Origin of the sequence: Paraburkholderia caffeinilytica (genome assembly GCF_003368325.1) — a bacterium.
Taxonomy (GTDB): Bacteria; Pseudomonadota; Gammaproteobacteria; order Burkholderiales; family Burkholderiaceae; genus Paraburkholderia; species Paraburkholderia caffeinilytica.
Genome location: NZ_CP031466.1, coordinates 2028898 through 2055409 on the forward strand (window position 1 = coordinate 2028898; position 26512 = coordinate 2055409).

Here is a 26512-nt window from a genome sequence, read left to right on the forward strand (position 1 = left end):
TCAGGGCAAGGCAAGTCATTAAAAAGTCGGCGGCACTATGAGTTCATCGAGCGACATCGAAAAACTATTCGACCATTTTGGCGGCGACGCCAGCGCGTACCAGGAAATCGGCCGCGAAAACGAAGCGCGGTCGGCGCGCACACGCTGGCCGTTGCTGGTGACGCTGGATCTGACACCGCCGGCGATTCCGGCCATCGTGCGACGCCGGGAGGTTGTCGGCGAGGCATCGGCGCAAGACACGGCGCCTGCCGTCGACCGTCAGGACACGACGCCCAAAGACGCCGCTTCGGTCACGCGTGCGAAAGCACCGCTGTTCACGCGCTCGCATCGGCGGGACATTCCGCCGGTCGCCGTCTCCGTTCAGCCCGCCGCGCCGCGCGGCGCCTCGCGTTTCGGCGCGCTCGAAACGAACGATGACGCCGCGGCGCCAGTTGCACAAGCCGCGCCGGCGGCAGCGGGGATCGAGGCGGTGACGCCGGTGGCCACGGAGGCTGCGGCCAGCCTCGCCCCGGCACAGATGGCGCCGGTTGCCGCCGCGCCGATTCCGCCCGTTATGCCGACGGCGAGTATTCCGCCGGTAGCCCAGTTCCGCACGCCGGCGATGCCGGCGTCGCAACCTATGGCGAACACGCCGTCGACCGCAGCAACGCCGCACGCCGACATCCCTGCCCTCACGCCACGCGCCATTGCACCGGCACCGATCTCCGAACCCGCGCCGACATGGGCGCAAGCGCCCGTCTCCGCATCCGCGCCGACATGGGCGCAAGCACCCGTCTCCGCACCCACACCGACGTGGACGCAGGCACCGGTCTCCGCATCCGCACCGACGTGGGCGCAGGCACCGGTCTCCGCATCCGCACCGACGTGGGCGCAAGCACCCGCCTCCGCACCCGCGCCGACATGGACACAAGCGCCCGCCCCGGCATGGGCGCAAGCCCCCGCCCAGGCGCCCGCCCCAGCATGGGCGCAAGCCCCCACCCACACAACTGCGCCGGCGGCACCGAAGCCGCCCGCTTCGATCCTCGGCAAACTGTTCGCCCGGGAACCCAACCTCGCACAGGCGCCCGCCGCGCCCGCCGGCGAATCCGCGCCGCTGCAATCGGTCTTCAACCGTCTGCGCGGCACGCCTGCTCAAACGGCTGCCGTGCCGGCCGCCGCGCCGCGCGCCGCCCCGCCGGCCGCCTCCAACTCGTGGCTGGTCAACGGCCCTCGTCGCTCATGAAAGTCATTGCGGTCGTGTCCGCCAAAGGCGGGGTCGGTAAAACCACCCTCGCCGCCAATCTCGCTTCCGTACTGGCCGCCAGCGGCCGGCGCGTGATTGCCCTCGACCTCGATCCGCAAAACGCACTGCGTCTGCATTTCGGCGTGCCGCTCGACAGCATCGACGGTTTGTCGCGCGCCACGTTGACCGGCGACCCGTGGCAATCGGTCATGTTCGACGGCGTGGACGGGGTGACCGTGCTGCCCTACGGCGCGGTGCTCGAGGAAGATCGCCGCCGCTTCGAGGCGCACATCGACCTGGAGCCGAGGTGGCTCGCACAATCGCTGCAAGCGCTGCGGCTCGACGCGTCCGACGTCGTCGTCATCGATACGCCGCCGGGTTCATCCGTGTATGTACGCACTGCGTTGTGCGCGGCCACGTTCGCGCTGAACGTGGTGCTCGCCGACGCGGCTTCGTACGCCGCCATTCCGTTGATGGAACGGCTGATTGCAGCGTATGCTGCGCCGCGCCGCGAGTTCGGCGGCGAAGGTTACGTGGTCAACCAGATCGACCAGTCGCGCCAGTTGACCAAAGACGTCCTCAAGGTTCTGCGCCAGATGCTCGGCGACAAGCTCTTCCCGGGTGTGATCCATCTGGACGAAGGCGTGAGCGAAGCGCTCGCGTGCGACACCACCCTGATTCACTACGATCCACTCAGCCAGGCGGCCGCCGATTTTCGCTCGTGCGGCAACTGGCTCATGGCGGCGGTCGATGCGATCGCCGTCTCGCCGAGGAACGTCGCATGAGCACGCCCCAGTCGCAGGACCTCGAGGCCGGCCCATCGCGGCTCGAACGCTTCGTCGACGCCGGTTTCTGGAACAGCCGGATCGTGACGGTTCTGGTCACGCTGTTCGCGCTGACGATGCTGTACTTCGTCTTCACGGTGCCGCTCGCGTTCTACGAGCAACTGACGTTCGCGACCTGCTGCTTCGTCACCGCGCTGCTGTTCCGCCGCCTGCCCAGCCGTTACGCGACGATGGTGATGATCATGCTTTCGGTGGTCACGTCGGGCCGCTATATGTACTGGCGGCTGACCTCCACCACGTACTGGGAACATCCGCTCGACGCCGCGTGGGGCCTGCTGCTGGTGTCGGCCGAAGTCTATTCGACCGTCGTGCTGATGCTCGGCTACTTCCAGACCGCCTGGCCGCTCAAGCGCAAGCCGATGCCGCTGCCCGCCTCGCGCGACCTGTGGCCAACCGTCGACGTCTTCATCCCGACTTACAACGAGCCGCTCTCGGTGGTGAAGCCGACCATCTACGCCGCCCTCGCGCTCGACTACCCGGCCGACAAGATTTCGATCCACGTACTCGACGACGGCCGCCGGCCCGAGTTCAAGGCGTTCTGCGAGGAAGTCGGCGTCAACTGGACGATCCGCACGCACAACCGTCACGCGAAGGCCGGCAACATCAACGAAGCCCTGAAGATCACCCAGGGCGAGTACCTCGCGATCTTCGACTGCGATCACATTCCGACCCGCTCGTTCCTGCAGATCGGCCTCGGCTGGTTCCTGCGCGACAAGCTGCTGTCGATGCTGCAAACGCCGCACCACTTCTTCTCGGCCGATCCGTTCGAACGCAATCTCGGCACCTTCCGCAAGGTGCCGAACGAAGGCGAACTGTTCTACGGCCTCGTGCAGGACGGCAACGATCTGTGGAATGCGACCTTCTTCTGCGGCTCGTGCGCGCTGCTGCGCCGGACCATGGTCGAAGAGATCGGCGGCATCGCGGTGGAAACCGTCACCGAAGACGCGCACACCGCGTTGAAGCTGCACCGCCTCGGCTACACCACCGCCTATCTGGCGATCCCGCAGGCCGCGGGTCTCGCCACCGAAAGCCTCTCCGGTCACATCGGCCAGCGGATTCGCTGGGCGCGCGGCATGACGCAGATTTTCCGCATCGACAATCCGCTGACCGGCAAAGGCTTGAAAATCGGCCAGCGGCTGTGTTATCTGAACGCGATGATGCACTTCTTCTACGGCATCCCGCGCCTCGTATTTCTCACGGCGCCGCTGTCGTATCTGTTCTTCGGCGCGCACGTGATCGAAGCCGCCGCCAGCACGATCGCGATCTACGCCCTGCCGCACATGATGCATGCGAGCATCACCAACTCGCGCATGCAGCGCTCGTTCCGCCATTCGTTCTGGGCGGAGGTCTATGAATCGGTGCTCGCGTCGTACATCACCGCGCCGACGCTGCTCGCGCTGATCAACCCGAAACTCGGCAAGTTCAACGTGACGGCCAAAGGCGGTCAGATCGAGAAGAACTACTTCGACTGGGCGATCTCGCGGCCGTATCTGTTCCTGCTGTTGCTGAACCTGATCGGCTTCGTGGTCGGCATCGTGCATATCTATCTGAACTGGCACACCCGCAGCGTGGTGAACACGACGATCCTGAACCTCGGCTGGACCACCTACAACATGCTGATTCTCGGCGCGAGCGTGGCCGCCGCCAGCGAGCGCCGGCAGATTCGCGCGGTGCACCGCGTGGCGATGACGATGCCGGTGATGCTGAGGTTCTCGACCGGCCGCACGCTCGCCTGCGAGACCATCGACTACTCGGAAGGCGGCGTCGGCGTGGCGCTCCCCGCGAAGATCGAAGTGCCGATGCACGAACGCGTGACCGTGTCGCTGTTTCGCGGCGACGAGGAATACGCGTTCCCCGCCACCGTCGGTTTCACGGAGCCGGGCCGCGTGGGCCTGCGCTTCTCGGCGCTGACGCGCGAGCAGGAATACGAGTTCGTCAAGACGACCTTTGCGCGCGCCGACGCGTGGACCGGCTGGGCCGAAGGGCGTCAGCAGGACACGCCGCTGCGCGGCCTGTCGCATGTGCTGACGGTCGGCGCACGCGGCATCGTGGGACTCTTCGAGCATCTTTACGCCGACCTTCGAAGCTCGATGAAAAGCCGTCCGGTGGACGTCAAGAAGCTAAAAACCAAAGACTGATCTATGCGCAACAGGATGGCGAAGGAAAACGTCGAACGCTCGAATCACGAGCGCAACGGGATGGAAACGGAGGCGCGTCTGTCTGGGCGCCCCCGTTCGCAACGACTGATGCGCGGGCTTGCCTGCTGGCTCGCGTTGCAGACCGCGCTGGCGGCGCCGCTGGCCTCGGCGGCCGAAGCAATCGCAGCGACTGCGACAACCGCGGCAGCCGGCATGTCGTCCGGCGGCGCGGGTGCGTCACAAGCCGGCCAGCAAACAGCGACCCAGGGCGCGCCGGCAGCGCGCGTCGCCACCGGCGTGGGCAGCGTGCCCGCGCCAAGCGCGGCCGTTCCCTACGATCCGGGCGCGATCGCGCAAGCGCAACTGGCCACGCCCACGCCGGCGCTCGCTGCGTCGTCGGTAAAAGCCTTGGGCATCAAGACGCCGACCACCGCCGAACCGGGCACGCTGGTGCCTGGCGGCCGCCGTCAAACGCTCACGTTCGCCGCCCTTGGCGCGCGCGACCCGCTGCAACTGCGCGGCACCGACGGGCAGAACGGCGTCGCGTTCTCCGTGCGCGGCGACGAAGTGGTGACCGGCGCGATCCTGCATCTGGTCTACAGCTACTCGCCCGCGCTGCTCTCGAATATTTCCCAGCTGAAAGTGCTGGTGAACGGCGAAGTCGCCGCGACGCTGCCCGTGCCGCACGAACAGGCCGGCATGCTGGTGGCGCGCGACGTCTCGATCGATCCGCGTTTCATCACCGAATTCAACCACCTGAACGTGCAGTTGATCGGTCACTACACGACGAGTTGCGAGGACCCGGCGAATTCCTCGCTATGGGCCACCGTCAGCAATGCGAGCTCGCTCGATCTGACCTACGCGTCGCTCGCCAGCAAGCCGGACCTGGCGGCCCTGCCGCAGCCGTTCTTCGACCGCCGCGACGTGCGCCGTCTCGAGCTGCCGTTCGTGTTCCCGCAAAAACCCGGCGCCGCGACGCTCGAAGCCGGCGGCATCGTCGCCTCCTGGTTCGGCGCGCTCGCCGGCTATCGCGGCGCGGTGTTTCCGGCGCAACTGGATAACGCGCCGCTGTCGGGCAACGCGGTGGTGTTCGCAACCGACGACCAGCGCCCGGCCGGCGTGACGATTCCGGCGATTTCCGGCCCGACCATCGCGGTGGTGGATCGCCAAGCGCCGGCGCGCGGCAAGCTGCTGCTCGTGCTCGGCCGCACCGAGGCCGAACTGAAGACCGCCGCCAAGGCGCTCGGCATCGGCCAGAACACCCTGACCGGCCCCAGCGCGACAATCACGCAGCTGAACGAACTCATGCCGCGCGCGCCGTACGACGCGCCAAACTGGCTGCCGACCAACCGTCCGGTGCGTTTCGGCGAACTCGCCGACCCGCGCGACCTGACCGTGTCCGGCTACGACGCCGACGCCGTGCGCGTCAATCTGCGCGTGCCGCCCGATCTGTTCATGTGGCACACCCAGGGCGCACCGATCGATCTGCGCTACCGCTATACGGTGCGGCCGCTGCGGGACCGTTCATCGCTGAACGTCAGCGTCAACGACGGCTTCGTGCAGGCGTTGCCGATTCCGGCCGAGTCCGCCTCCGTGTTCGAGCTGAGCCATTACTTCGCGCGTGTCTTGCCGGACGGGACCGCCGAGGCGCGTCGCACGGTCCATATTCCGCCGCTGCTGCTGACGCCGCGCGCCCAGGTGCGCCTGCATTTCTTCTACGACATTCCGAACACCGGCGAATGCCACGGCCGTCTGCTGGAAAACGTGGTCGGCGCCATCGATCCGAACTCGAGCATCGACCTGTCGTCGTTCCCGCATTACATGGCGCTGCCCGATCTGGCGGCATTCGCCAACAGCGGCTTCCCGTTCACGCGGATGGCCGACCTCTCCGAGACCGCGGTGGTCTTGCCGAACGAGGCCGATTCGAGCGACTACAGCCTGTTTCTGCTGACCATGGGCCGCATGGGCGCATCGACGGGTTATCCGGTGAACGGCGTCACCGTCGGCACCGCCGACGACGTCGACAAGTACGCCAACAAGGACCTGCTGATTTTCGGCTCGCCGGGCAAGCAACCGCTGCTGCAGCGCTGGGCCAAGTCCATGCCGTTCTCCAGCGACGGCGATTCGCGCACCTTCTCGCTCTCCGACGTGGTCTTCAAGCTCGAGGACTGGTGGCATGGCGAGCGCGGTGTCGAACGCTCGCCGGCACGCGCCGACCTGACGCTCGTGAGTTCGAACGGCGATGCGCTCCTCACCGGTTTCGAATCGCCGCTGCAGAAGAACCGCAGCGCCGTCGCGCTGGTGAGCGCGGCCGGCCAGTCGGACGCCGATCTGTCCGCCGCCCTGCTCGACGCCGACGTGCTGCAGGAGATTCAAGGCGCGATGGCCGTGATCCACGACCGCACCGTCACCATCACATCGAACGGCGAAGCGTACTATGTCGGCCATTTGTCGCCGCAGGAGTATCTGCGCTGGGCGCTGTCGTCGCATCCGCTGTTGCTGATGCTGGGCGGCGTGCTCGCCGCGCTGATCATCGCGGGTCTCTTCTACCGGACGCTGCGGTCGATCGCCGCGCGCCGCCTCAAGGACTGATAGGACGGGTATGCGGGTTCGAATCAACAAGACACGCGTGGCGCTGACACTCGGGCTTGGCTTTGGCCTCGTCCTCGCGGCGGCCACGTGTTTTGCCAATATCACCAAAGTGACCCAGGCCACGTCGACGCCGGCCCAGGGAGGGGCGTGCAACACCGACTGGCCGGCGTATCGCATCTTCGTCGAACACTTCGTGCAGGCCGATGGCCGCGTAATCGATTACTCCTCGCCGACGCTGAAAACCACCTCGGAAGGCCAGTCGTACGGCCTGTTCTTCGCGCTGGTCGCGAACGACCGCGCGACCTTCGACCGGCTCCTGAACTGGACCCGCACCAATCTCGCGGGCAATCAGTTCGATCCGCAAAACGTGCGGCTGCCAGCGTGGCTCTGGGGCAAGAAGCCGGACGGCTCGTTCGGCGTGCTCGACCAGAATTCCGCGTCCGACTCCGACCTGTGGATCGCCTACGATCTGCTGCAAGCCGGCCGTCTGTGGCATGAGGCGAGTTATACGCAACTCGGCGAGGCGCTCGCCGCACAAATCGCGCGCCAGGAAATGACCACGCTGCCGGGCGTCGGCCCGATGCTCCTGCCCGGCCCGCAAGGCTTCAGGAATGGCGGCGTGACGCGTCTGAATCCGAGCTACCTGCCGTTGCCGGTGCTGCGCGCGCTTGCCAAAGACCTGCCGAACGGTCCGTGGGCCAAGCTCGCGGACAGCACCTACAAGCTAATCAAGACCACCGCGCCGCAAGGCTTCGCGCCCGACTGGGCAGCGTGGCAGAACGGCCAGTTCATGGTCGATCCGAAAGAAGGCGACACCGGCAGCTACGACGCGATCCGCGTCTATCTGTGGGCCGGGCTCGCCTCGCCCGCCGACCCGCTAGCGAAACCCTGGCTCGCGGCGCTCGGCGGCATGCGCGCGAAAGTTGCGCAAACCGGCATTCCGCCCGAGAAGGTGTCGTCGACCACCGGCACGGCGAGCGGCGAAGGACCGTTGAGCTACTGGGGCGCGCTCGCGCCGTACTTCAAGGCGCTCGACGACGAGCGCGGGCTCGGCCTCGCGCGTACGCATCTCACGGCGCTCGACACCCATGTGCCGGGCCGCGAACCTGTTTATTACGATCGTGTGCTGGGCTTGTTCGGCACCGGATTCATCGACGGCCGCTATCGTTTCGACGAAGCCGGCCGTCTCGTGCCGAGTTGGAGAAATGCATGCGATTGAGCGCCCTCGCGTTTTCATTGCGGTTCGCGCTGAGCCTCACGGCCGTCTGCTGCGTGGCGATGGCTTCGCCTGACGCGTTGGCGCAGGCGTCGAAAGATCCGTTGAACGTGCTGATCGACCAGGGCAAGTACTGGCAATCGCATCACCGCGGCGACCTCGCCGAGCAGGCGTGGCAGAAAGTATTGCGCATCGACCCGAAGCAGCCCGATGCGCTCTACGGCATGGGCATGGTGCTCGCCGACCGCAAGGACGGCGCCGGCGCGCAGCAATACCTCGCGCGGCTGAAAGCAGTCGCGCCGTCCTATCCGAATCTGGACGAACTGGGCCGGCGTCTCGGCGAATCGAGTCTGCGCGACCAGACCGTCAACGACGCGCGGCGGCTTGCGCAAAGCGGTCAGAGCGCGAGCGCGGTCGAGGAGTATCAGCGCGCGCTGAACGGCAAACCGGCCACGCCCGAACTGCAACTCGAGTATTACCAGGCGCTCTCCGCCACGCCGCAAGGCTGGGATCAGGCGCGCCGCGGTCTGGAGCAGCTCGCCCGCGACAACCCCGACGACCCGCGCTACGCCCTTGCCTACGCCCAGCATCTGACGTATCGCGACTCGACGCGCCGCGACGGCATCGCGCGGCTGCAGAAGCTCGCGGGTGACAGCACGGTCGGCGCGTCGGCGAAAAAGAGCTGGCGGCAGGCGCTGTTGTGGCTCGACGCGCGGCCCTCCGACGCCGCGCTCTACGAAGCCTATCTGCAAGGCGCAACCGACGACGCCGCGGTCAAGGCGCGCTTCGAGTCGATGGTTCAGCAGGACAGGACGGCGCGTGACCGCGCCCAGGAAAATGCCGCCGTCGATGCCCGCGGCCGCACCATCGCCGACGGTTTCGCCGCGCTCGATCGTGGCGACCTCGGCACGGCGCGCGCGAAGTTTTCGTCAGTACTGGCGACGAGTCCGAACGACACCGACGCGCTCGGCGGCATGGGTATCGCCGCGTTGAAGCAGGAGCATTTCGCCGAAGCCCGCAACTATCTGGAACGCGCGTCGCGCAGCGGCAATCCGGCGCGCTGGAAAACCGCGCTCGATAGCGCGACCTACTGGACCTATACCAGCGACGCCATCGGCGCGCGCAGCAACGGCGAGTTCGCGAAGGCGAAGTCGCTGTTCGAACGCGCGATCGCGCTGAATCCGTCCGACGTCACCGCGCAGGTGCTGCTCGGCGAAATGCTGCTGTCGAACGGCGATCCGGCCGGCGCGGAACAGGCCTACCGGATGGCGTTGCGCCGCCAGGCCGACAACCCCGACGCGATTCGCGGCCTTGTGGGCGCGCTCGCCGCGCAAGGCCGTGGCGACGAAGCGCTGCAATTCGCCAATCAGCTGAACACCGAACAACAATCGAAGGCCGGCGGCATCAACCGTCTGCGCGGCGAAGCGCAGGCCGCGCAGGCACGCGCGGCCGAAGCGCGCGGCGATCTCGGCAGCGCGCGCAGCCTGTTCGAAGACGCGTTGCTGAACGATCCCGACGATCCCTGGCTGCGCCTCGACCTCGCGCGCATTTACGTGCGCCAAGGCGCCGTCGCGAATGCCCGCAGCATGATGGACGGACTGCTTGCCGCACATCCCGACATGACCGACGCGCTGTATGCGAGCGCGCTGCTGTCGGCGGAAACGCAGGACTGGGCCGCGGGTCTCGCGCAACTCGAACGGATTCCGGCCGCGCAGCGCACCGACGCGATGACGACCTTGCAGCACCGCTTGTGGGTGCATCAGCAGGCCGACCTCGCCACGCGGATGGCGCGCAACGGCCAGTCGCAACAAGCGCTGGCGACGTTGCGCGCCGCCGAACCGGTCGCCGGCAACAGTCCCGAACTGATCGGCGTGATCGCCGCCGCGTATCAGCAGGCGGGCGACCCGAATCGCGCGTTGAGCCTCGTGCGCAGTGCGATGAACGCGGCGCCCGGCAACACCGATTTGCTGCTGCAATATGCGGGCATTCTGTCCGCCACGCAGCAGGAAGCCGAACTCGGCATGGTGATGCGGCGGCTCGCGTCGATGCAATTGACACCGCAGCAGCGCACGGATTTCGGCAATCTGAATCTGGGGATCGTCATCAAGCAATGCGACGCGGTGCGTCAGCGCGGCGATCTCGCCAGCGCCTACGACGTGATTGCGCCGTGGCTCGCGGCGATGCCCGACAATCCCGATCTGCAAGCCGCCCTCGGCCGCCTCTATTCGAGCGCCGGCGACGACCGCAATGCGCTCGCCAGCTACCGCGTCGCGCTGCAGCGCAAGCCCGACGACCTGAATCTGCTGCAAGCGACGATCTCCGCCGCGGCCGGCGCGAAACAGTTCAGCTACGCCGAGTCGCTCGCCAATCAGGCGCTCGCTGCGGCGCCTGGCGACCCCGGCGTGCTGGCGACGGTCGGCCGCATGTATCGCGCCGAAGGCAAGCTGTCGCTCGCGTCGACCTATCTGCAACGCTCGCTGGTCGCGGCCAATACCCCGCTGATGGCCAACGGCCCGCGCGCCAATGCGCCGGGCAACGTGCCGCGCGGCTGGGAAGTCGCGATGCGCCGGATCGGCGCGACGCCGTTGCCGGGCACCAACCCCTTCGAAGGCAAAACCGCCACGATCACGCCGACCGACGCCGACAACGCTGCGCTTGGCCAGAGCGGCTTCAATGCCGCGCGTGCGTCGCTTCCGTACTCGCAGTCCTCCTTGCCGTCACAGACCGTGCCGAACTATCCGCCGCCCTCCCAGCCCGTGCCGTACGTCGCGCCTTATACCGCGCCTGCACAACCGTATGTGCCGAACGCCGCGCCTACTGCCGTTCCCTACAACGTGCCACGCCCCGGCGCCGACACGGATGGCTACGGCCAGGAGACCAACGGGTCGAGCCAGTCGGGCGCGCCGTTGCAGCCGTATCCGGGTCAAGGCCAGGCGCAGATGCCGCCGACGCAGCAGGCTCCGCAACAGCAGTACAGCCCGGCGTATCCGCAGCAAAGCGGCTATCCGCAACAAGGTGGGTATCCTCAACAGGCGCAATATCCGCAGCAGGCGCCGTATCCGCAGCAGCCGGACGGCTATGCGACCACGCCGTGGCCGATGTCGCCCGCCGCGCGCGAAGCACAGGCCAATGCCGGTTCGATGCAACAGCCACGTTACACGGGTTCGGCCACGAGCACGAAACGTCCGACGAACAAGAAGCAAAGCGCGTCGAAGAGCAACCGCAACGCGCAGGCCTATGCGCAGGCGCCGTATGGGCAGGGTCAAGGCTATCCGCAGCAGCAACAACCCTATTACGGCCAGCAGCCTTATCCGCAGCAGCAGGGTTATGCGCAGCAGCCTTACCAACCGGTTCCGCCGCAACAGGCCTACGCCCAGCAGCCTTATCAGCCGGTTCCGCCGCAACAGGCCTACGGTCAGCAGGCTTATCAGGCGTATCCGAACCAGGGCTCCGGTTATTACGCTCAGCAACAGCAGCCGTACATCCCGCAACCGCCGACCGGTTATGCGCAGCCCTACTACGCGCAGCAACCCGGCGCGAATGGCAACGGCGGTAGTTACCCGCAGCCGAACGTGGCCAATACGCAGACGCTCGGCGTGGCTGAAGAACTGGCGCAGGTCAATCGCGAGCAGGCGAGCACCGTGTCGGGCGGGATCGTGTTCCGCAACCGCACGGGCGAGGACGGCCTGTCGACGTTGACCGATATCGAAGCGCCGGTTCAGGGGCGCATCAAGGCCGGCAACGGCCACATCGTCGTGACGGCGACCCCGGTGACGCTGGATGCCGGCACCGCCGCGAGCAATCTGTCGACGCTCGCGCGCTTCGGCGCGGGGCTGTCCACCAGCACGTCTGCGACGGCGGCGGTTGCCGGCACGAACAACTACGGCAGCCAGACTGCCAGCGGCGTGGGGTTGTCAGTCGGCTACGAAGGCCGCAGCTTTAGCGGCGATATCGGCGTGACGCCGCTCGGTTTTCCCGAGAAGAACATCGTGGGCGGCTTGCAATACAACGGCGCCATCACAGACAAGGTGTCGTATTCGCTGGCCATTGCACGCCGCGCGGTGACGGATAGCTTGCTGTCGTATGCCGGCGCGCGCGACTCGGCCTCCGGCCTCGAGTGGGGCGGTGTCACGTCCAACGGCGGCCTCGCGAGCCTTGCATGGGATGACGGCACCAACGGCCTGTATGTGAATGCCGCGTACCAGCACTACATGGGCTATAACGTCGCGAGCAATAACGCAGTCAAAGGCGGCGGCGGTGTCTACACGCGCCTGTTCAAGGATGCCGATCAGACGCTGACTGTCGGTGTGAACACGACGCTGATGACCTATAACAAGAACTTGTCGTACTACACCTATGGTCAGGGTGGCTACTTCAGTCCGCAGCAGTACATGATCCTGAATCTGCCGGTGGAGTGGACAGGGCGCAATGGTCAGTTTACTTATGACGTGAAGGGGTCGATTGGCGTGCAGCATTATCGGCAGGACGCGTCGAATTATTTCCCGCTCAACGATGGTTCCAGCCGCCAAAGTGACGCGGCGGCGGAGGCCAAACTTATCGGCACGGGTGTCGATAGTGGCGCGGTTTATCCCGGGCAGAGTAAGACCGGGGTTTCTTATTCGCTCAGCGCGGTGGGGGAATATCAACTGGCGCCGCAGTTGGCGTTTGGGGCGACCGCCTCGCTCGGCAATGCTTATGAATATCGTGAGTGGCTTGCCGCCGTTTATGTGCGGTATAGCTTTAGCAAGCAGACGGGGTTGCAGCCGTTCCCGCCTACGCCGCTCAGTTCGCCTTATTTGTCGTTGTCGAATTAAGGAGGGGGGTGCCTGCGGGGGGCTTTGGGTGTTTGTTTGCCTGCGGCGGCGGCCTTTTCTTGATCTGGCTTTTTGGCTTTTCCTTGATCTGGCTTTTTGGCTTTTCCTTGATCTGGCTTTTGGGACTTTCCTTGAATTGCTAGTGGTTTATTAGCGTCGCCCCTGTGCGGGGCGGGCACCTACTTTTCTTTGCTGGCCGCAAAGAAAAGTAGGCAAAAGAAAGCGGCTCAAGCCACTCATGCTAAGCGGGTCCCGCAGCTCACAACGGGTAGTGGTGCATCTGGAATCTGTGTTCGTACACCTGCATAGGCTAGTGACAAGGGCGTCATTCTTCCGGCGGCGCTGCGCGCGCCGAAGAGCACTTCTAAAAACCACCCGCTGCGTTTTGATGCTCGCGTTTCGCCATCGTGCAGTGGCTCGTCATTGCACCGCCATCACAATCCCCACCGCCACCGCAATTGTGATTGCGATTTGAATGGCAACTGCAACTATGCCTGTGCCTGTGCCTGTGCCTGGAATCGGGAGCGGGATCCCGATCGGGATTTGCAGTACACCGACATATTATTGAAGTGGGGATTCCCGGCGAGTGGGAGGCGCATCGCCGAGGCGAAGCCGATGGCTCCCAACCACACCCAAACGAAGCCGCAGGTTTCCCTGGCAGCCCCATCCGCGACGCACGCAGTGCGGAGTGGGAGCTGATGAGCCCCTTGTCACAAGCGCATGCAGAGGCGCGAACACGGATTCCAGATGCACCACTACCCTGTGCAAACTACGGCGCCCACTTAGCATGAGCGGTGTGAGCTGCTTTCTTTTGCCTACTTTTCTTTGCAGCCGGCAAAGAAAAGTAGGTGCCTGCCCCGCACAGGGGCGAACGCTAATAGACCACTGACAATTCAAGGAAAGCCCAACACCGCGGGCACACAGACAAGAAGCGCACAGACAAACAAGCACCCCGTAGCCAAACAGATCAAGAAAACCCCACCACCATAAAAACACAGACAATAAGCGCCCCCAGGCAAACAAAAAAATAGCCCCCATAAAAACACAAAACAAAAAAACAGACAAAAAGCACCAACCATGCACCCAAACCAAATCTGATCAACAGGACACCTCACCCGCCGCACCGAAACAATAGAACCCCGCTCAAAACCCACCATCAAGAGATCTTCTTTCCGCTATTCAACACTCCACCTGAATAAGCCAGGTAAAAGTTTCCAGCCCCTTCGCGCCCATCGTTCGGCTAAACCCGCATAGCACACACAGCCAGGTCTTCACCCAACCGTTGTGGCCTACAATTATTGCTGCCGCGTGGCCGCTTCGCGCCCGCGGGCACGGCAGAAGATCATCCCGCCTCCTGCTAAACCTCCAAGCGCGTCATGCGCGCCGGCAGAGTGGGGACACATTCATCGACGTGACCTCTGTGGAGCGCAGCAATGCCATTTCCGGCACAAGACCATGGCTGCCCCGGCTGGAACGGGGAAATGGCGCGACGCATCAGCGAATTCGACTGGGCGGCTACCGACCTCGGCGCCATAGAAAACTGGCAGCGCAGTCTGACCGCCACCGTTCAAATGCTGCTCGCCTCGCCCGTGCCTCTCGTGCTTCTGTGGGGCAAACCAGGCTACATGATCTACAACGACGCCTACTCGAAATTCGCGGGTGGACGGCATCCGTATCTGCTCGGCTGTACAGTCGAACGCGGCTGGCCGGAAGTCGCCGATTTCAACCGTCATGTGATGAAGACATGTCTCGCCGGCGGCACCCTGTCGTATCGCGACAAGGAACTGGTGCTGCTGCGCGACGGCAAGCCCGAAGACGTCTGGATGGATCTCTACTACAGCCCGGTTGCCGACGACACCGGCGCGCCCGCGGGCGTCGTCGCGATGGTCGTCGAAACCACTGCACGCGTACTGACCGAGCGCTGGCGGCAACGTGCCCAGGCGGAACTGCGCGAGACCAATGAACGGCTGCAACTCGCGCTCAACACCGGTGCGGTGCTCGGTACCTGGGTGCTCGATGTGCGCACGGGCACGGTTACCGGCGACGAGCGTTTCGCGCGCACCTTTTCGTTTCCACTCGAAGAGGCCGCGAAAGGGGTCGAACGCAATGCCGCGACCCAGGTGATCCACCCCGACGACCAGGCGCTCAACGACCGTCTGACCATCGAGGCAATGCGCACGGGTGAGCCGTTTCGCGCCGAGTACCGGATTCGACGCCCCGATGGCGACTATATGTGGGTGCAGGCGAACGGCCAGTGCGAGTTCGACGAACAGGGCGAGCCGACCCGTTTTCCCGGCGTGCTGATCGATATCCACGAACGCAAGATCGCCGAACAATCGCTACGCCAGCTGACCGAAACGCTCGAGCAACGCGTCGCCGATGAAGTCGCGGCACGGGCGCTCGCCGAAGAGCAACTGCGCCAGGCACAGAAAATGGAAGCGATCGGCAGCCTCACAGGCGGCGTCGCGCATGACTTCAACAATGTGCTGCAAGTCATCAACGGCAATCTTCAGATGCTCGCCGCCGATGCCGGTGAAAGTCCGACTACGCTGCGGCGCTTGTCCGCCGCGACGGATGCCGTCAAACGTGGCGCAAAACTCGCCGCGCATCTGCTCGCCTTCGCGCGCCGCCAGCCGCTCTCGCCTACCGTGCTGAACCCGCGCCGCCTGCTCGCCGGCATGAGCGAGATGCTGCATCGTGCACTCGGCGAAACCGTCAAGATCGACACAGTATTAAGCGACGATCTGTGGCATGTGCAGGTCGATCGCAATCAACTCGAAAATGCGCTGCTCAATCTTGCGATCAATGCACGCGACGCGATGCAAACCGACGGCACGCTCACCGTTCGCGCGACCAACCGCGTGCTGGACTCTGCGTTTTGCCGCAGCAAGCCGGAACTCTCGCCTGGCGAGTACGTGGTGTTCTCGGTAACCGACACGGGTACCGGCATGAAGCCCGAAATCCTGGAGCGGGTGTTCGAACCGTTCTTCACGACCAAAGCGGACGGCCATGGCACCGGTCTGGGCCTAAGCATGGTGTTCGGCTTCGTCAAGCAGAGCGGCGGCCATACGGTCATCGACAGCGAAGTGGGACGAGGCACCACGGTCTCGCTGTTTTTCCCGCGCTGCAGCGAGCCGGAAACAGTCGAGGCGGTCGATCAGATCTCGGCGCCGGTGGGCGGTGGCGAAACGATTCTGGTGGTCGAAGACGATGCGGACGTGCGTCTGACCGCGGTCGAAATGCTCGCGCAACTCGGCTACAAAGTGCTGACGGCATCGAGTGGCGACGCTGCGCTCGAGTTCATCGACAGCGACGTGTCAATCGATCTGTTGTTTACGGATGTCGTGATGCCCGGCCAGGTGAAAAGCGTGGAACTGGCGCAGCGCGCGGCGGCACGCTCGCCTGCGCTGCCGACGCTCTTCACCTCGGGCTACACGCGCGATGAGATCGTCCATCACGGCAAGCTCGACGCCGGCATCACGCTGCTGTCCAAGCCTTACCGGCGCGACGATCTTGCGCGCAAGGTGCGCAGCGTGCTGCGCGGCGCCGGCATCGCCAGAGCGAGCGACGGGGCGATTTCCCCTTGCGTGCCGCGCACGGTCTGCGATCCGGCCAGTGCAGCCGAAGCGTCCGATCCGCACGCAAGCCAGCCCGAGTCGGCCCTTTCCGCTGAAAATTCGCCCGCAAACGCCCCAACGGATTCGCTGACGGATTGCCCGGAAAGCCCACTGTCGCACCAACCCGGCACGCCGGCTCGCGTGCTGCTGGTCGAAGACGACAGCGATTCGCGCGATGCGCTCAGCGACCTGCTCGGCGCGCTGGGTCTGGCCTGCACCGCGGTCGCGAGCGCCGAAGAAGCGCTGCGGCTCGTGTCCATGCAACGTTTCGACGTCCTGTTCACGGACCTGACGTTGCCCGGCATGTCCGGCGACAATCTGGCGCGCGCGCTGCTGAGTCGGCAGCCGGACATCCGCGTGTTGCTGGTGTCGGGCTATGGCAAGAGCGCCGAGATCGGCGACGCCATCCCGGGCGCGCGGCTGCTCGGCAAACCGCTCGACATCTCGCAGCTGCGACGCGAACTCGCCGAGTGGCTCGATCACACGGAGGCGGCTTCCTAGGCTCGCCTGCGCCCGGCAACCAACACGACTCCGCCGATGGACATCCGCTGCGGCACCGCGGGCTGGACCGACAAGACGCTGATCGCGTGCAAGCGCTTTTATCCGCGCGGCAGCAACAGCGCCGAAGCGCGGCTGCGCTTTTACGCATCGCAGTTTCCGTTGCTCGAAGTCGATTCGGCCTACTACGCGATGCCGTCGGCGAGCAACGCGCAGTTGTGGAGCGAACGCACGCCGGAAGGCTTCACGTTCAACTTCAAGGCGTTTCGGCTTTTTACCGGACATCAGACTTCGCCCGACGTGCTGCCCAAAGACATTGCAATGGCATTGCCGGAAGGCATCACGGGTCCGCGCAAGAAAAACCTCTACTACCGTGACATACCCGCCGAGGTCCTCGACGAACTGTGGCGGCGCTATCGGGAAGCGCTGGAACCGTTGCGCGCGAGCGGCCGCCTTGGCGCAGTGCTGTTCCAGTTCGCGCCGTGGATCACCCGTGCCCCGGACGGTCTCGCACTCGTGGAAGATTGCCGGGCGCGCATGGCGGGATACATGATGGCCGCCGAGTTTCGCAATCAGTCCTGGTTCGACGATCAGCACGCACCATGGACGCTCGATTTTCTGCGCGAGCGCGGCCTTGTCCACGTGATCGTCGATGCACCGCCGGACGTGACGAGCCGCGTGCACACCGTTTGGGAAGCGACCCATCCTCAGCTCGCGATGGTGCGTCTGCACGGCCGCAATACGCAGACATGGAGCGCGACGGGCGCGGCGAGCGCCGCCGATCGCTTCGACTACGACTACAGCGACGACGAGCTGACCGGACTGGCCCCCTCGATCCGCGCCATCGCGACGCGAGCCGGCCGGACCCACGTCATCTTCAATAACTGCTTCGAGGACCAGGGACAGCGCAATGCGCGTTCGCTGATGCGCATTCTGGGCAGCGATCTCGCCCCACTTCCCTAGTCCCGGCGATTGCGGTTGACCGCATGGGACGCCAGCCGGCACGCATATTCTGACCGTCGACATCGCGCTTTTTATGCCGCTGCCGAAAATGCGGCTTATATTGATGTTAAGGATGTTCGTGCATCGATACGACTGCCGGTTCAGCGCGATTGCCGCCCTGATGTTGCGATTGTTGCAGCGGCATGACCGGCCGGCGCGGCCCGATATGTGCGGCGCGAACGACCCCTGGTATGATGCCAATCGCGCGCCGGAAGGCGTTCGATTTCATCGTCACGTTTTGTAATTGAATTTCCAGCCGCGTTTTGCGCGGCACTTCTTCCAGCCACGAGAACCATCATGCCCGCCCAACACGACGAACTCCCTACTGCCAGCACCACGCCGGGCAAGGCAAAGCGCAAGGATCTGCCCATCGTGGCGCGCAATCTTCTGATGGTTACGGTCGGCGTCATCGTTTTCGCAATCGTTGCGACCGTGGTGCTCTACGGTCCGATCACTTACGGCGACGAGATTCCCAACTTCGGCATCATTCTCATGCTGACCGTGCCGGTGATTGCGGGCGTGGCTTTCCGGGTGGGACTGGATGCATGGCTGGACCGGGGGTGAGCGGCAACACCACCCACACCTCGAGCCCACCGCCCTCGCGCGCATGAAACTGCAGGCTGCCGCCGTGCAGCCGCGCGATCCGTTCGACAATCGCAAGCCCGAGGCCCGTACCGCCGCTGTGCGCGCGAGCGTTGCGGCCGCGCTGGAACGGCGCTTTCAGCTGCTCCAACTCCTCCGCCGACAGCCCCTTGCCGCGATCGCCGACGGCGACATGCACGGCTTCGCCCGTGGCCCAGCTTCGCACCGCGAGTCCCGTCCCACCGCCGTAGACAATTGCGTTCTGCATCAGGTTCATCAAAAGCCGCATCATGCTGATCGGACGAAACGCCACCGTGGGCAAGCTCGCGAGCGACAGCGCAAATTCATGGCCCAACCCCGCGAAATCGCCGGCGAGCCGTTCGATCAACGCATTGAGATCGCCGGGCTCCGCCGCTTCACGCTCGCCGCTGCCCGCGTAGTCCATGAACTGCTGCAAGATCGTCTCGATCTGGTCCAGGTATGACTCGGCGGCAACCACGAAGCTGCTGTCGCTGCCGTCGGGCATCGCCATGGCCATCGAGAGCCGCAGCTTGGTGAGCGGCGTGCGGATGTCGTGCGAAATGCCCGCCAGCATCAGTGCGCGCGTCGCCTCGGCTTGCTGCAACGCATGCGTCATCTGATTGAATGCGCTGCTTACCGCGGCGATCTCGCCAGGACCGTCGGTCGGCAGCGGCGCGGGCGTTTCGCCGGCACTCACGCGGCGCGCCGCCCGCGTCAATTGCTGGAGCGGCTGGTTGAGGTGACGCTGGATCACGTAGCCGGTCAGCGCCGCCAGTGCGCCCAACCCGAGCGACAACAGAATCGCGGCGTCGAGTCCGGCGCCTTTCGCGTCTTCGGGAATCGGCAGCGCGATCCAGTACGGCGCGCGCGGCGCATCGGCCGGCGCATGCATGCGAATCCACAGCCGTTGACCGCCCTCGGACTGCCAGAGCGCGGGCATGTCGACGGGTAGATGCGCGCGCAAGCTGTCGAGAAACACGTTGCGCTGAAACGTGCGATAGGCGCCCATCAAACTGAGCGGCGGCTCAACGGTGGCTTCGGCGGGAAGTTGCGCGCGGGCGTCGAGGCGTGCTGTCAACTCGGTGCGCGCAGCCAGCGGCGTGGCCTGAAGCAGGCTATCGAGCGTCGTCACATAAGTGGCGAATACGGCGGCGGCCCGTTCGACGCGAGGCCGCTGCACATAGTGCAGCAACACGCCGAGCGAGCATACCTGGCTCAGCATCACCAGCGCGATCAGCAACGCGATATTGCGCGCCAATAGTGTTTTGGGCAGCGCTCTGCGTAACCACGCGCGCGTCATGAGCCGACGTCCGCGACCAGCATGTAGCCGACGCCCCACACGGTCTTGATGAAACGCGGCTTCGACGGATCGTCCTCGATAATCTGCCTGAGCCGCAGCACCTGCACGTCGATGCTGCGATCGAGCGCATCGTGATCGCGCCCGCGGGCGCGCGCCAGCAGATTGTCACGGCTCACCGGCCGGTTCGGCGACGAGGCCAGCGCGACCAGCAGCAGCATCTGCGCCGAGTGAATCTCCAGCAATTCGCCGGCACGCGACAATTGCTGCTTGCCGACGTCGAGGCTGAAATCGCCGAAGCGCACGCTCTGCGAAGTCACGGTGACATCGCCCGAGGCGATCTTCTGGCGGCGCAGCAGCGCATTGATCCGCGCCACGAGTTCACGCGGCAGGAACGGTTTGGCGAGGTAGTCGTCGGCGCCGGTTTCGAGACCTAGCACCCTGTCGAGCGGATCGCCCTTCGCGGTCAGCATCAGGATCGGCAGCGTCTGCCCTTGCGCGCGCAACCGGGCGCAGATGGCGAGGCCGTCCTCTTCGCCGATCATCAGATCGAGCACCAGCAGATCGAACGGCTCGCGCTCCAGGTAACGGTCGAGCCGCTTGCTGTCCTCCGCGACCCGCACGTCGAAGTCGTGTCCGCGCAGAAAACGCTGCAGCATGTTGCGCAGTTCGACTTCGTCGTCGAGCACGATGATTTTGGCGGGGCGATCCATATGCATGCTCCTCGGCTCAGGCGTCCGACCGCGCGTGCCGCGCCGCGTGCCGTTCGGCCAGGCGCTGCAACAGCACGTAGAACGACGGAATGAACAACACGGCGATGCATGTTGATGCGAGCATCCCCGAGAATACCGCAATCCCCAGCGAACGACGTGCGCTGGCACTCGCGCCGGTGGCGATCACCAGCGGCACCACGCCGAGAATGAACGCGAACGAGGTCATCATGATCGGCCGGAACCGCAGGCGCGCGGCTTCGACCGCGGCCTCGGCGATGCTCACGCCTTGTGCCCGAAGATGCCGCGCGAACTCGACGATCAGAATCGCGTTCTTCGCCGACAGCGCAATCAGCAGCACGAGGCCAATCTGCGTGTACAGATTGTTGGCGGCGCCGAGTGCGGCAAGCGTACCGGCTGTGCCGAGCAAGGCCATCGGCACGGCCAGCACCACCGCCACCGGCAGCAACCAGCTTTCGTATTGGGCGGCCAGCACGCAGAACACCAGCAACACGCCCACGGCAAACACCCAATAGGCCGAATTGCCGACCAGTTTCTCCTGATACGACATCGCGGTCCATTCGTAACCGATACCCGGGGGCAGCACACGTGCGGCTTCCTGCTCGAACGCCGCGATCGCCTGGCCCGTGCTGTAGCCGTTCGCCGGATTGCCGTTGATGGCCGCGGCCGGCGCGAGGTTATACAGCGTCGCCACCGCGGGACCTATGCTCGTATGCGCATCGATGAACGTGCCCAGCTCCACCATATGGCCGCTGTTGCTGCGAATCTGCAAACGGCGAATGTCGGCGGTTTCGCGGCGAAACGCGCCGTCGGCTTGCACGAACACCGGGAACGTATGGTTGAACGTGGTGAACTGGTTCACATAGCTCGAGCCGACGTAATCCTGCAGCAGGTCGAACACATTACCCACCGGCACCTGCAGCGATTCGGCCCTGGCGCGATCGAGCGTGAGTTCGACGGTCGGCACCGATGCGCGAAACGGACTGAACACGCGCTGCAGCTCGGGCCGCTTCGAGACGCCGGCGATCAGCGCGTCGGTGGCGTCCTGCAAGCGCCGATAGTTTTGCGAGCCGTCCGTGAGCATCACCTGCATCTGCACGCCGCCGCTATTGCCGAGACCTTGAATCGGCGGCGGCACGATCACCACGGAGCGCACGTCGGGCAGTTTCGCGAGTTCGCTATTCATGCGCAAATACAACGAGCGCAGATCCTCGCCCTTGCCGCGCTTGCTCCAGTCGTCGAGCGTGACGTAGATCAGCGCGGAATTCGGCAGCGATGCGTTGTTGTCGAGCGGCGAGATGCCACCAATCGATACCACGTGGCTCACGCCGGGAATCGCCCCGATGCGCTTCTCTATCTGCGTGCTCGCCTCGCGCGTGCGTCCGAGCGAAGCGGCATCCGCCAGTTGCGCCGCGATCAGGATATAGCCCTGATCCTCTAGCGGAATGAAGCTGGTCGGCACACGCGTCAGCAGAAACGCGGACCCTGCCCCGAGCACCAGCGCAATGACGAGCGCCAGCCCGCAGCGCTGCACAAACCAGGAAACGATGCGCACATAGCCCTTTTCGACGCGGGCGTACCCCTTGTCGAACACGCGATACACGATGTTCGGCTTGCCGGGCCGCGCATGCCGCAGCCAGCGCACGCTTTGCACGGGCTTGAGCGTCACCGCGTTGATCGCGCTGATGATGGTCGTTGCAACGACGACCAACGCAAACTGCCGGTACATCTGGCCGGTGACGCCGCCGAGAAACGCCGACGGCAGGAACACCGAGATCAGCACCAGCGTGATGCCGACGATCGGCCCGAGCAACTCGTGCATCGCGTCGATGGCGGCCTGCTTCGGCGTCTTGCCCTGCTCGATATGTTGCGTAATCCCTTCCACCACCACGATCGCGTCGTCCACCACGATGCCGATTGCCAGCACGATGGCGAACAGCGTCAGCAGGTTGATCGAGAAGCCGAGCATGTAGATCGCACCGAACGTACCGATGATCGTCACTGGAATCGTCGTGGCGGGCACGAGCATCGCGCGCCAGTTCTGCAGGAACAGCAGGATCACCGCGAGCACCAGCAGCGCGGCCTCGAACAGCGTCTTGTACACGTCGATCACGGACTGCCGCACGAAGATCGTCGTATCGAACGGCAATTGATAGCTGACGCCCTTCGGCATGTCTTTGGCCAGGCGCGCCATGGTCGCCTTCACGGCATTGCCGACTTCCAGCGCGTTGGCTTCGGGAAGTTGATAGATCGCGATGCCCGCTGCAGGCTTGCCGTCGAGATTGAAGAATTGACCATAACTCGATGAACCCAGTTCGGTGTGGCCGACATCGCGAATGCGCACGAAGCGGCCGCCGTCGTCCGGATCGGCTTTGACGATGATGTCGTCGAACTCGTGCGGATCGGACAGCGCGCCCTGCATCGTGACCGTGAGCTGGAACGCCTGGCCGCCGGCGTTGGGCTCCGAACCGAGCTGACCGGCGCTCACGTCCTTGCTTTGGCTCTGAATCGCCTGCATCACATCGGCGGCGGTCAGATTGCGCTCGCTCAGCTTCTGCGGATCGAGCCACACGCGCATGCTGTACTGGCCGGTGCCGAACACGGTGACGTCGCCGACACCCGGCAAACGCGCCAGCGTGTCGCGCAGATAGATCACCGCGTAATTGCTCAGAAACAGCGAGTCGTATTTCGGATCAGGCGATTGCAGCGTGTACAACTGCAAGATCGCCGTGGACCGCTTGCGCACGGTCACGCCCTGTTGCTGCACCGCTTGCGGCAATTGCGCGGTGGCGGCCGACACGCGGTTTTGCACCAGCACCTGCGCTTTATCGACGTCCGTGCCGACGGCGAAGGTGACCGTGAGCGTGTAGGTGCCGTCATTGGTGCTGGTCGACTGCATGTAGAGCGCGTTTTCCACGCCGTTGACCTGCGTTTCGATCGGCAGCGCCACGCGGTCGATCACGGTCGCGGCGCTCGCACCCGGAAAACGCGCGACAACCTGCACGGTCGGCGGCGTGATCGGCGGATATTGCGCGATCGGCAAGTTGATCAGCGCAACGGCGCCGAGCAGCATTACGATCAACGCGATCACATTGGCCAGGACCGGGCGCTCGACGAAGAAGCGGATCATGACTGGCCCTGCGCCGCGGCGGCGACCACCTGCACCTTCGCGCCGGGCGCGACGGCCAGCGCGCCGCCGGTCACAACCTGGTCGCTCGCCGTGAGACCTGAGGTGACCGCCCGCTGCGAACCGTACAGGCCAGCCGTGGCCACCGCGCGTTTTTCGATCACGCCCGCGCTGTTCACGATCAGTACCGATGCGCCCGCCTGATCGCGCAACAGCGCGGTGTCCGGCACCAGCAGCACGTTCTGCGGCGCACCGGCGGGAATATGCACTTCGACCGACATGCCTGGAATCAGATGCGCGTCCCGATTGGCAATATCGGCGCGCAGCTTGACCGCCCCGCTATTCGGATCGACGCGCGTGTCGACGAATTCGAGCGCGGCGTCCTCACCCTGCCGCTGCCCCTGGCCCGCGGCCGCGCCGAGCACGTTGACGCGCACCGTGCGCGGCGGCTGCGTGAAAAGCCCGATGCGGTTCGCGTCGCGTTCGTTGAGCGTGAAATTCACGTACACCGGCTGGATACGGTCCAACGTGGCGAGCTTCGTGGAGTCAGAAGCGCCCACCAGATTGCCGACGTCGAATGCACGCGCGCCGATGCGGCCCGCAAACGGTGCGCGTATTTCCGTGTAGCCAAGATTGATGCGCGACATGTCGCGTTTGGCGAGCGCCTGGTCGCGTGTGGTCTGGGCTTTTTGCAGCGTCGATTCGGAGGTGGCGTTGTCGGACGTGAGTTGCTTTTGCCGGACCAATTCCTGGTCGGCGTTGTCGAGCGCGGCCTGATCGTAGGTCAGTTGCGCGCGATACGTATCCGGCTCGATGCGAAACAGCAACTGCCCTTGCTTGACATAGGCACCGTCGGTAAAGCCGATTTCCTTCAACACGCCCTGCACGCGCGCGGTTAGCGTGACCGTCGCCGAGGGCGCGACGGTGCCGCTCAGATCGAGCTGCTCGCGCACCTCGCGCGGCGTCGGCCGCGTCACGCTCACTTGCGGCAGGGGTGCCGATTGCGCCGATTGCGCCGATTGTGCCGATTGCACTGCCGACGCGCCGCCGTCGCGGCATGCGGGCAGCGCCATTGCCACGGCCAGCACGATGCAAAGCCTCGCCCCAAGGCGCCGGGTCGGCTCGCTCGGGTTGGCCTCACTCCGGCTTGCGTCACGCCTGTTCGCCACGCTGTGGCGTGCCCCGCTCGCGCTCGTTTCCATCATGTTCTTATTTCCCATTCTCGAGCCGGTCTCCACTGGTGCGCGCCAGCGCGGAATTCGCAGGCGGGTTCAGCAAGCGGCCCCAGTCCGTGCGCTGCGCCATCTGTTCGGCAATCTGTTCGCTCACGACCTGCTGCCCCTGCGCCACCTCCCAGCCACCGCCCAACGCGCGATACAACGACACCGCCGCGAGCGCGGCGATCCCCTGGTTCTGCGCGAGCGAATCGCCGTCGCGCAACATCGAACGCGATGCGTCGAGCACCGTGTCGAACGTGACCGATCCCGCGCGGTACTGGGCATTGGCGAGCCGCAACGCGCGTTGCGACGCATCGGACGCACGCGACGCCGCCGCCAGCGCATCGAGCGAGGTCCGCAGTGCGGCGATGGCATCCTCCACTTCTTTCTGCGCTTGCAGCACCGTGTTCTGATAGTCGAGAACGGCCTCCTGGAAAGCGGCGTCCTGAATCCGCACGGCGTTTTTCAATTGACCGCGATCGAAGATTGGCAGCGTGACACCCGCGGAGAAGAGCCCGATCGTCTTGCTGCCCCACTGCGACAGTCCGATGCCATGCTGTTCGCCCGACGAAAGCCCGAACAGTCCCGTCAACGATAGCGACGGATACAGCTTCGCCTTGGCCGCGCCGATCAGCGCCGATTGCGCCGCCGCGTTGAGCGCGGCCTGGCGTACGTCGGGACGGCGGCGCAGCAGATCGGCGGGAATGCCCACATCGATCTGCGTTGGCGGCACCGGAATCGCCGTGCCGCCTTTGAGCTGCGCATCGACGGCGTCGGGGGGATCGGCGAGCAGCACGGCAAGCGTGTCGCGGTCTTGCGCGCGCGCCTTGATGAGCGGTGGAATCTGCGCCTCGGTCTCGGCCACCAGCGTAGCCGCCTGTTCGACATCGAGCTGGCTCGCCGCGCCGCGTTTGTAACGCACCTGGGTCAGCGTGAGACTCTGCTGCACGGACTTCAGGTTTTGCTGCGCCACCACGATACGCTGCTCCAGCGCACGCAGATCGATGTAGGCATTGGCGACATCGGCGAACAGCGAGACGAGCGCGTTGTCATAAGCGGCTTCCGACACGCGCAGTTGCGCGCGATCCGATTCGATCTGCCGGCGGTACTTGCCCCAGAAGTCAATTTCCCAGCCGGCGTTCACACGCAGATGCTCGGCCCACAGATGCGTCGGCGGAAACGGACCGACGCCGCTCGTGTTGATATGGTCCGCGCCAACAGACACGCTGCCCGATTGCGGCAGCAGATTCTCCGCGCTGATCGCGAGTTGCGCGCGCGCCTTGAAGATGTGCAAACCCGCCACTTGCAGCGACAGGTTGCGCTCGTACGCACGCTGTTCCAGCGCGCTTAGCACCGGATCGTTGAATGCGGTCCACCAGGCCGCCTGAGCACCGGGCGCGGTCGGCGCCTCGCCGGCCAGGCTCTCGAGCCACTGGTTTTCAAGCGTCGCGTCCGGCTGTTTGAAGTCGGGGCCGACTGTCACGCATCCTGGCAGCGCCATGCTCATCGATACGATCAGCGCGCAGGCGATAGACAGACGGCAGGACGGGACAGGTTTCATCGCGCATTGAGGCGTCAAATATCCTACGATCC

15 protein-coding genes are annotated in these 26512 nt (G+C 65.1%); 9 read left to right on the forward strand and 6 right to left on the reverse strand.

What is annotated here, in order from left to right; genetic code table 11:
• The first annotated feature begins 37 nt into the window (after positions 1–37).
• The 8 genes from bcsP (at position 38) to DSC91_RS09090 (ending at position 17905) form a co-directional block, all read left to right on the forward strand.
• The gene (gene bcsP / locus DSC91_RS09050) at positions 38–1222 is read left to right on the forward strand and encodes a cellulose biosynthesis protein BcsP (protein WP_229758167.1); all 1185 of its coding nucleotides are present in this window, start codon (positions 38–40) and stop codon (positions 1220–1222) included.
• A complete protein-coding gene (gene bcsQ, locus DSC91_RS09055; protein ID WP_115777807.1) occupies positions 1219–2007 on the forward strand; it encodes a cellulose biosynthesis protein BcsQ in 789 nt (262 codons plus the stop codon). Before bcsP ends, bcsQ begins: the two co-directional genes overlap by 4 nt.
• The gene (bcsA, locus tag DSC91_RS09060) at positions 2004–4205 is read left to right on the forward strand and encodes a UDP-forming cellulose synthase catalytic subunit (RefSeq protein ID WP_115777808.1); all 2202 of its coding nucleotides are present in this window, start codon (positions 2004–2006) and stop codon (positions 4203–4205) included. The genes bcsQ and bcsA overlap by 4 nt, the downstream gene beginning before the upstream one ends.
• Before the next feature lie 3 nt (positions 4206–4208).
• On the forward strand, positions 4209–6797 hold the full coding sequence (gene bcsB, locus DSC91_RS09065) for a cellulose biosynthesis cyclic di-GMP-binding regulatory protein BcsB (RefSeq protein ID WP_115777809.1): 2589 nt from the start codon (positions 4209–4211) through the stop codon (positions 6795–6797).
• A gap of 10 nt (positions 6798–6807) precedes the next feature.
• Entirely contained in the window at positions 6808–8016 is a 1209-nt protein-coding gene (gene bcsZ / locus DSC91_RS09070; RefSeq protein ID WP_115777810.1) for a cellulose synthase complex periplasmic endoglucanase BcsZ, read from the forward strand.
• Complete coding sequence (locus DSC91_RS09075) at positions 8007–12827, forward strand: cellulose synthase subunit BcsC-related outer membrane protein (RefSeq protein WP_115777811.1); 4821 nt, start codon at positions 8007–8009, stop codon at positions 12825–12827. Before bcsZ ends, DSC91_RS09075 begins: the two co-directional genes overlap by 10 nt.
• A gap of 1433 nt (positions 12828–14260) precedes the next feature.
• On the forward strand, positions 14261–16945 hold the full coding sequence (locus tag DSC91_RS09085) for a response regulator (protein WP_115777813.1): 2685 nt from the start codon (positions 14261–14263) through the stop codon (positions 16943–16945).
• A gap of 36 nt (positions 16946–16981) precedes the next feature.
• Complete coding sequence (locus DSC91_RS09090) at positions 16982–17905, forward strand: DUF72 domain-containing protein (protein WP_115777814.1); 924 nt, start codon at positions 16982–16984, stop codon at positions 17903–17905.
• A 106-nt stretch (positions 17906–18011) separates the two neighbouring features.
• Here DSC91_RS09090 and DSC91_RS09095 read toward each other — a convergent pair whose 3' ends face one another.
• A complete protein-coding gene (locus DSC91_RS09095) occupies positions 18012–18218 on the reverse strand; it encodes a hypothetical protein (RefSeq protein ID WP_115777815.1) in 207 nt (68 codons plus the stop codon).
• A gap of 23 nt (positions 18219–18241) precedes the next feature.
• Between DSC91_RS09095 and DSC91_RS09100 the strand changes: the two genes are divergently transcribed.
• Positions 18242–18508: a hypothetical protein gene (locus DSC91_RS09100; protein WP_115777816.1), complete on the forward strand. Its 267-nt coding sequence runs from the start codon at positions 18242–18244 to the stop codon at positions 18506–18508.
• Here the strand turns inward: DSC91_RS09100 and DSC91_RS09105 are convergent.
• From DSC91_RS09105 to DSC91_RS09125, 5 genes are read right to left on the reverse strand one after another with little or no spacing between them, the layout of a single operon-like run.
• Entirely contained in the window at positions 18435–19847 is a 1413-nt protein-coding gene (locus DSC91_RS09105) for an ATP-binding protein (protein ID WP_115777817.1), read from the reverse strand. The two genes, DSC91_RS09100 and DSC91_RS09105, sit on opposite strands and share 74 nt — an antisense overlap.
• Positions 19844–20557 carry a response regulator gene (locus DSC91_RS09110; RefSeq protein ID WP_115777818.1) on the reverse strand — a complete coding sequence of 238 codons (714 nt, stop codon included), beginning with the start codon at positions 20555–20557 and terminating at the stop codon, positions 19844–19846. The genes DSC91_RS09105 and DSC91_RS09110 overlap by 4 nt, the downstream gene beginning before the upstream one ends.
• A gap of 16 nt (positions 20558–20573) precedes the next feature.
• A complete protein-coding gene (locus DSC91_RS09115; RefSeq protein WP_115777819.1) occupies positions 20574–23705 on the reverse strand; it encodes an efflux RND transporter permease subunit in 3132 nt (1043 codons plus the stop codon).
• On the reverse strand, positions 23702–24922 hold the full coding sequence (locus DSC91_RS09120; RefSeq protein ID WP_229758168.1) for an efflux RND transporter periplasmic adaptor subunit: 1221 nt from the start codon (positions 24920–24922) through the stop codon (positions 23702–23704). The genes DSC91_RS09115 and DSC91_RS09120 overlap by 4 nt, the downstream gene beginning before the upstream one ends.
• Complete coding sequence (locus DSC91_RS09125) at positions 24912–26480, reverse strand: efflux transporter outer membrane subunit (RefSeq protein WP_115777821.1); 1569 nt, start codon at positions 26478–26480, stop codon at positions 24912–24914. The genes DSC91_RS09120 and DSC91_RS09125 overlap by 11 nt, the downstream gene beginning before the upstream one ends.
• Positions 26481–26512 lie beyond the last annotated feature (32 nt).

Bases quoted from the DNA above. Each gene is read 5' to 3' on its own strand.
- DSC91_RS09125 (WP_115777821.1), bottom strand. From the start codon at position 26,480: ATGAAACCTGTCCCGTCCTGCCGTCTGTCTATCGCCTGCGCGCTGATC.
- DSC91_RS09100 (WP_115777816.1), top strand. From the start codon at position 18,242: ATGCCCGCCCAACACGACGAACTCCCTACTGCCAGCACCACGCCGGGC.
- DSC91_RS09120 (WP_229758168.1), bottom strand. From the start codon at position 24,922: ATGGGAAATAAGAACATGATGGAAACGAGCGCGAGCGGGGCACGCCAC.
- DSC91_RS09085 (WP_115777813.1), top strand. From the start codon at position 14,261: ATGCCATTTCCGGCACAAGACCATGGCTGCCCCGGCTGGAACGGGGAA.
- DSC91_RS09115 (WP_115777819.1), bottom strand. From the start codon at position 23,705: ATGATCCGCTTCTTCGTCGAGCGCCCGGTCCTGGCCAATGTGATCGCG.
- DSC91_RS09075 (WP_115777811.1), top strand. From the start codon at position 8,007: ATGCGATTGAGCGCCCTCGCGTTTTCATTGCGGTTCGCGCTGAGCCTC.
- DSC91_RS09090 (WP_115777814.1), top strand. From the start codon at position 16,982: ATGGACATCCGCTGCGGCACCGCGGGCTGGACCGACAAGACGCTGATC.
- bcsA (WP_115777808.1), top strand. From the start codon at position 2,004: ATGAGCACGCCCCAGTCGCAGGACCTCGAGGCCGGCCCATCGCGGCTC.
- bcsQ (WP_115777807.1), top strand. From the start codon at position 1,219: ATGAAAGTCATTGCGGTCGTGTCCGCCAAAGGCGGGGTCGGTAAAACC.
- DSC91_RS09110 (WP_115777818.1), bottom strand. From the start codon at position 20,557: ATGGATCGCCCCGCCAAAATCATCGTGCTCGACGACGAAGTCGAACTG.
- DSC91_RS09105 (WP_115777817.1), bottom strand. From the start codon at position 19,847: ATGACGCGCGCGTGGTTACGCAGAGCGCTGCCCAAAACACTATTGGCG.
- bcsP (WP_229758167.1), top strand. From the start codon at position 38: ATGAGTTCATCGAGCGACATCGAAAAACTATTCGACCATTTTGGCGGC.
- bcsZ (WP_115777810.1), top strand. From the start codon at position 6,808: ATGCGGGTTCGAATCAACAAGACACGCGTGGCGCTGACACTCGGGCTT.
- bcsB (WP_115777809.1), top strand. From the start codon at position 4,209: ATGCGCAACAGGATGGCGAAGGAAAACGTCGAACGCTCGAATCACGAG.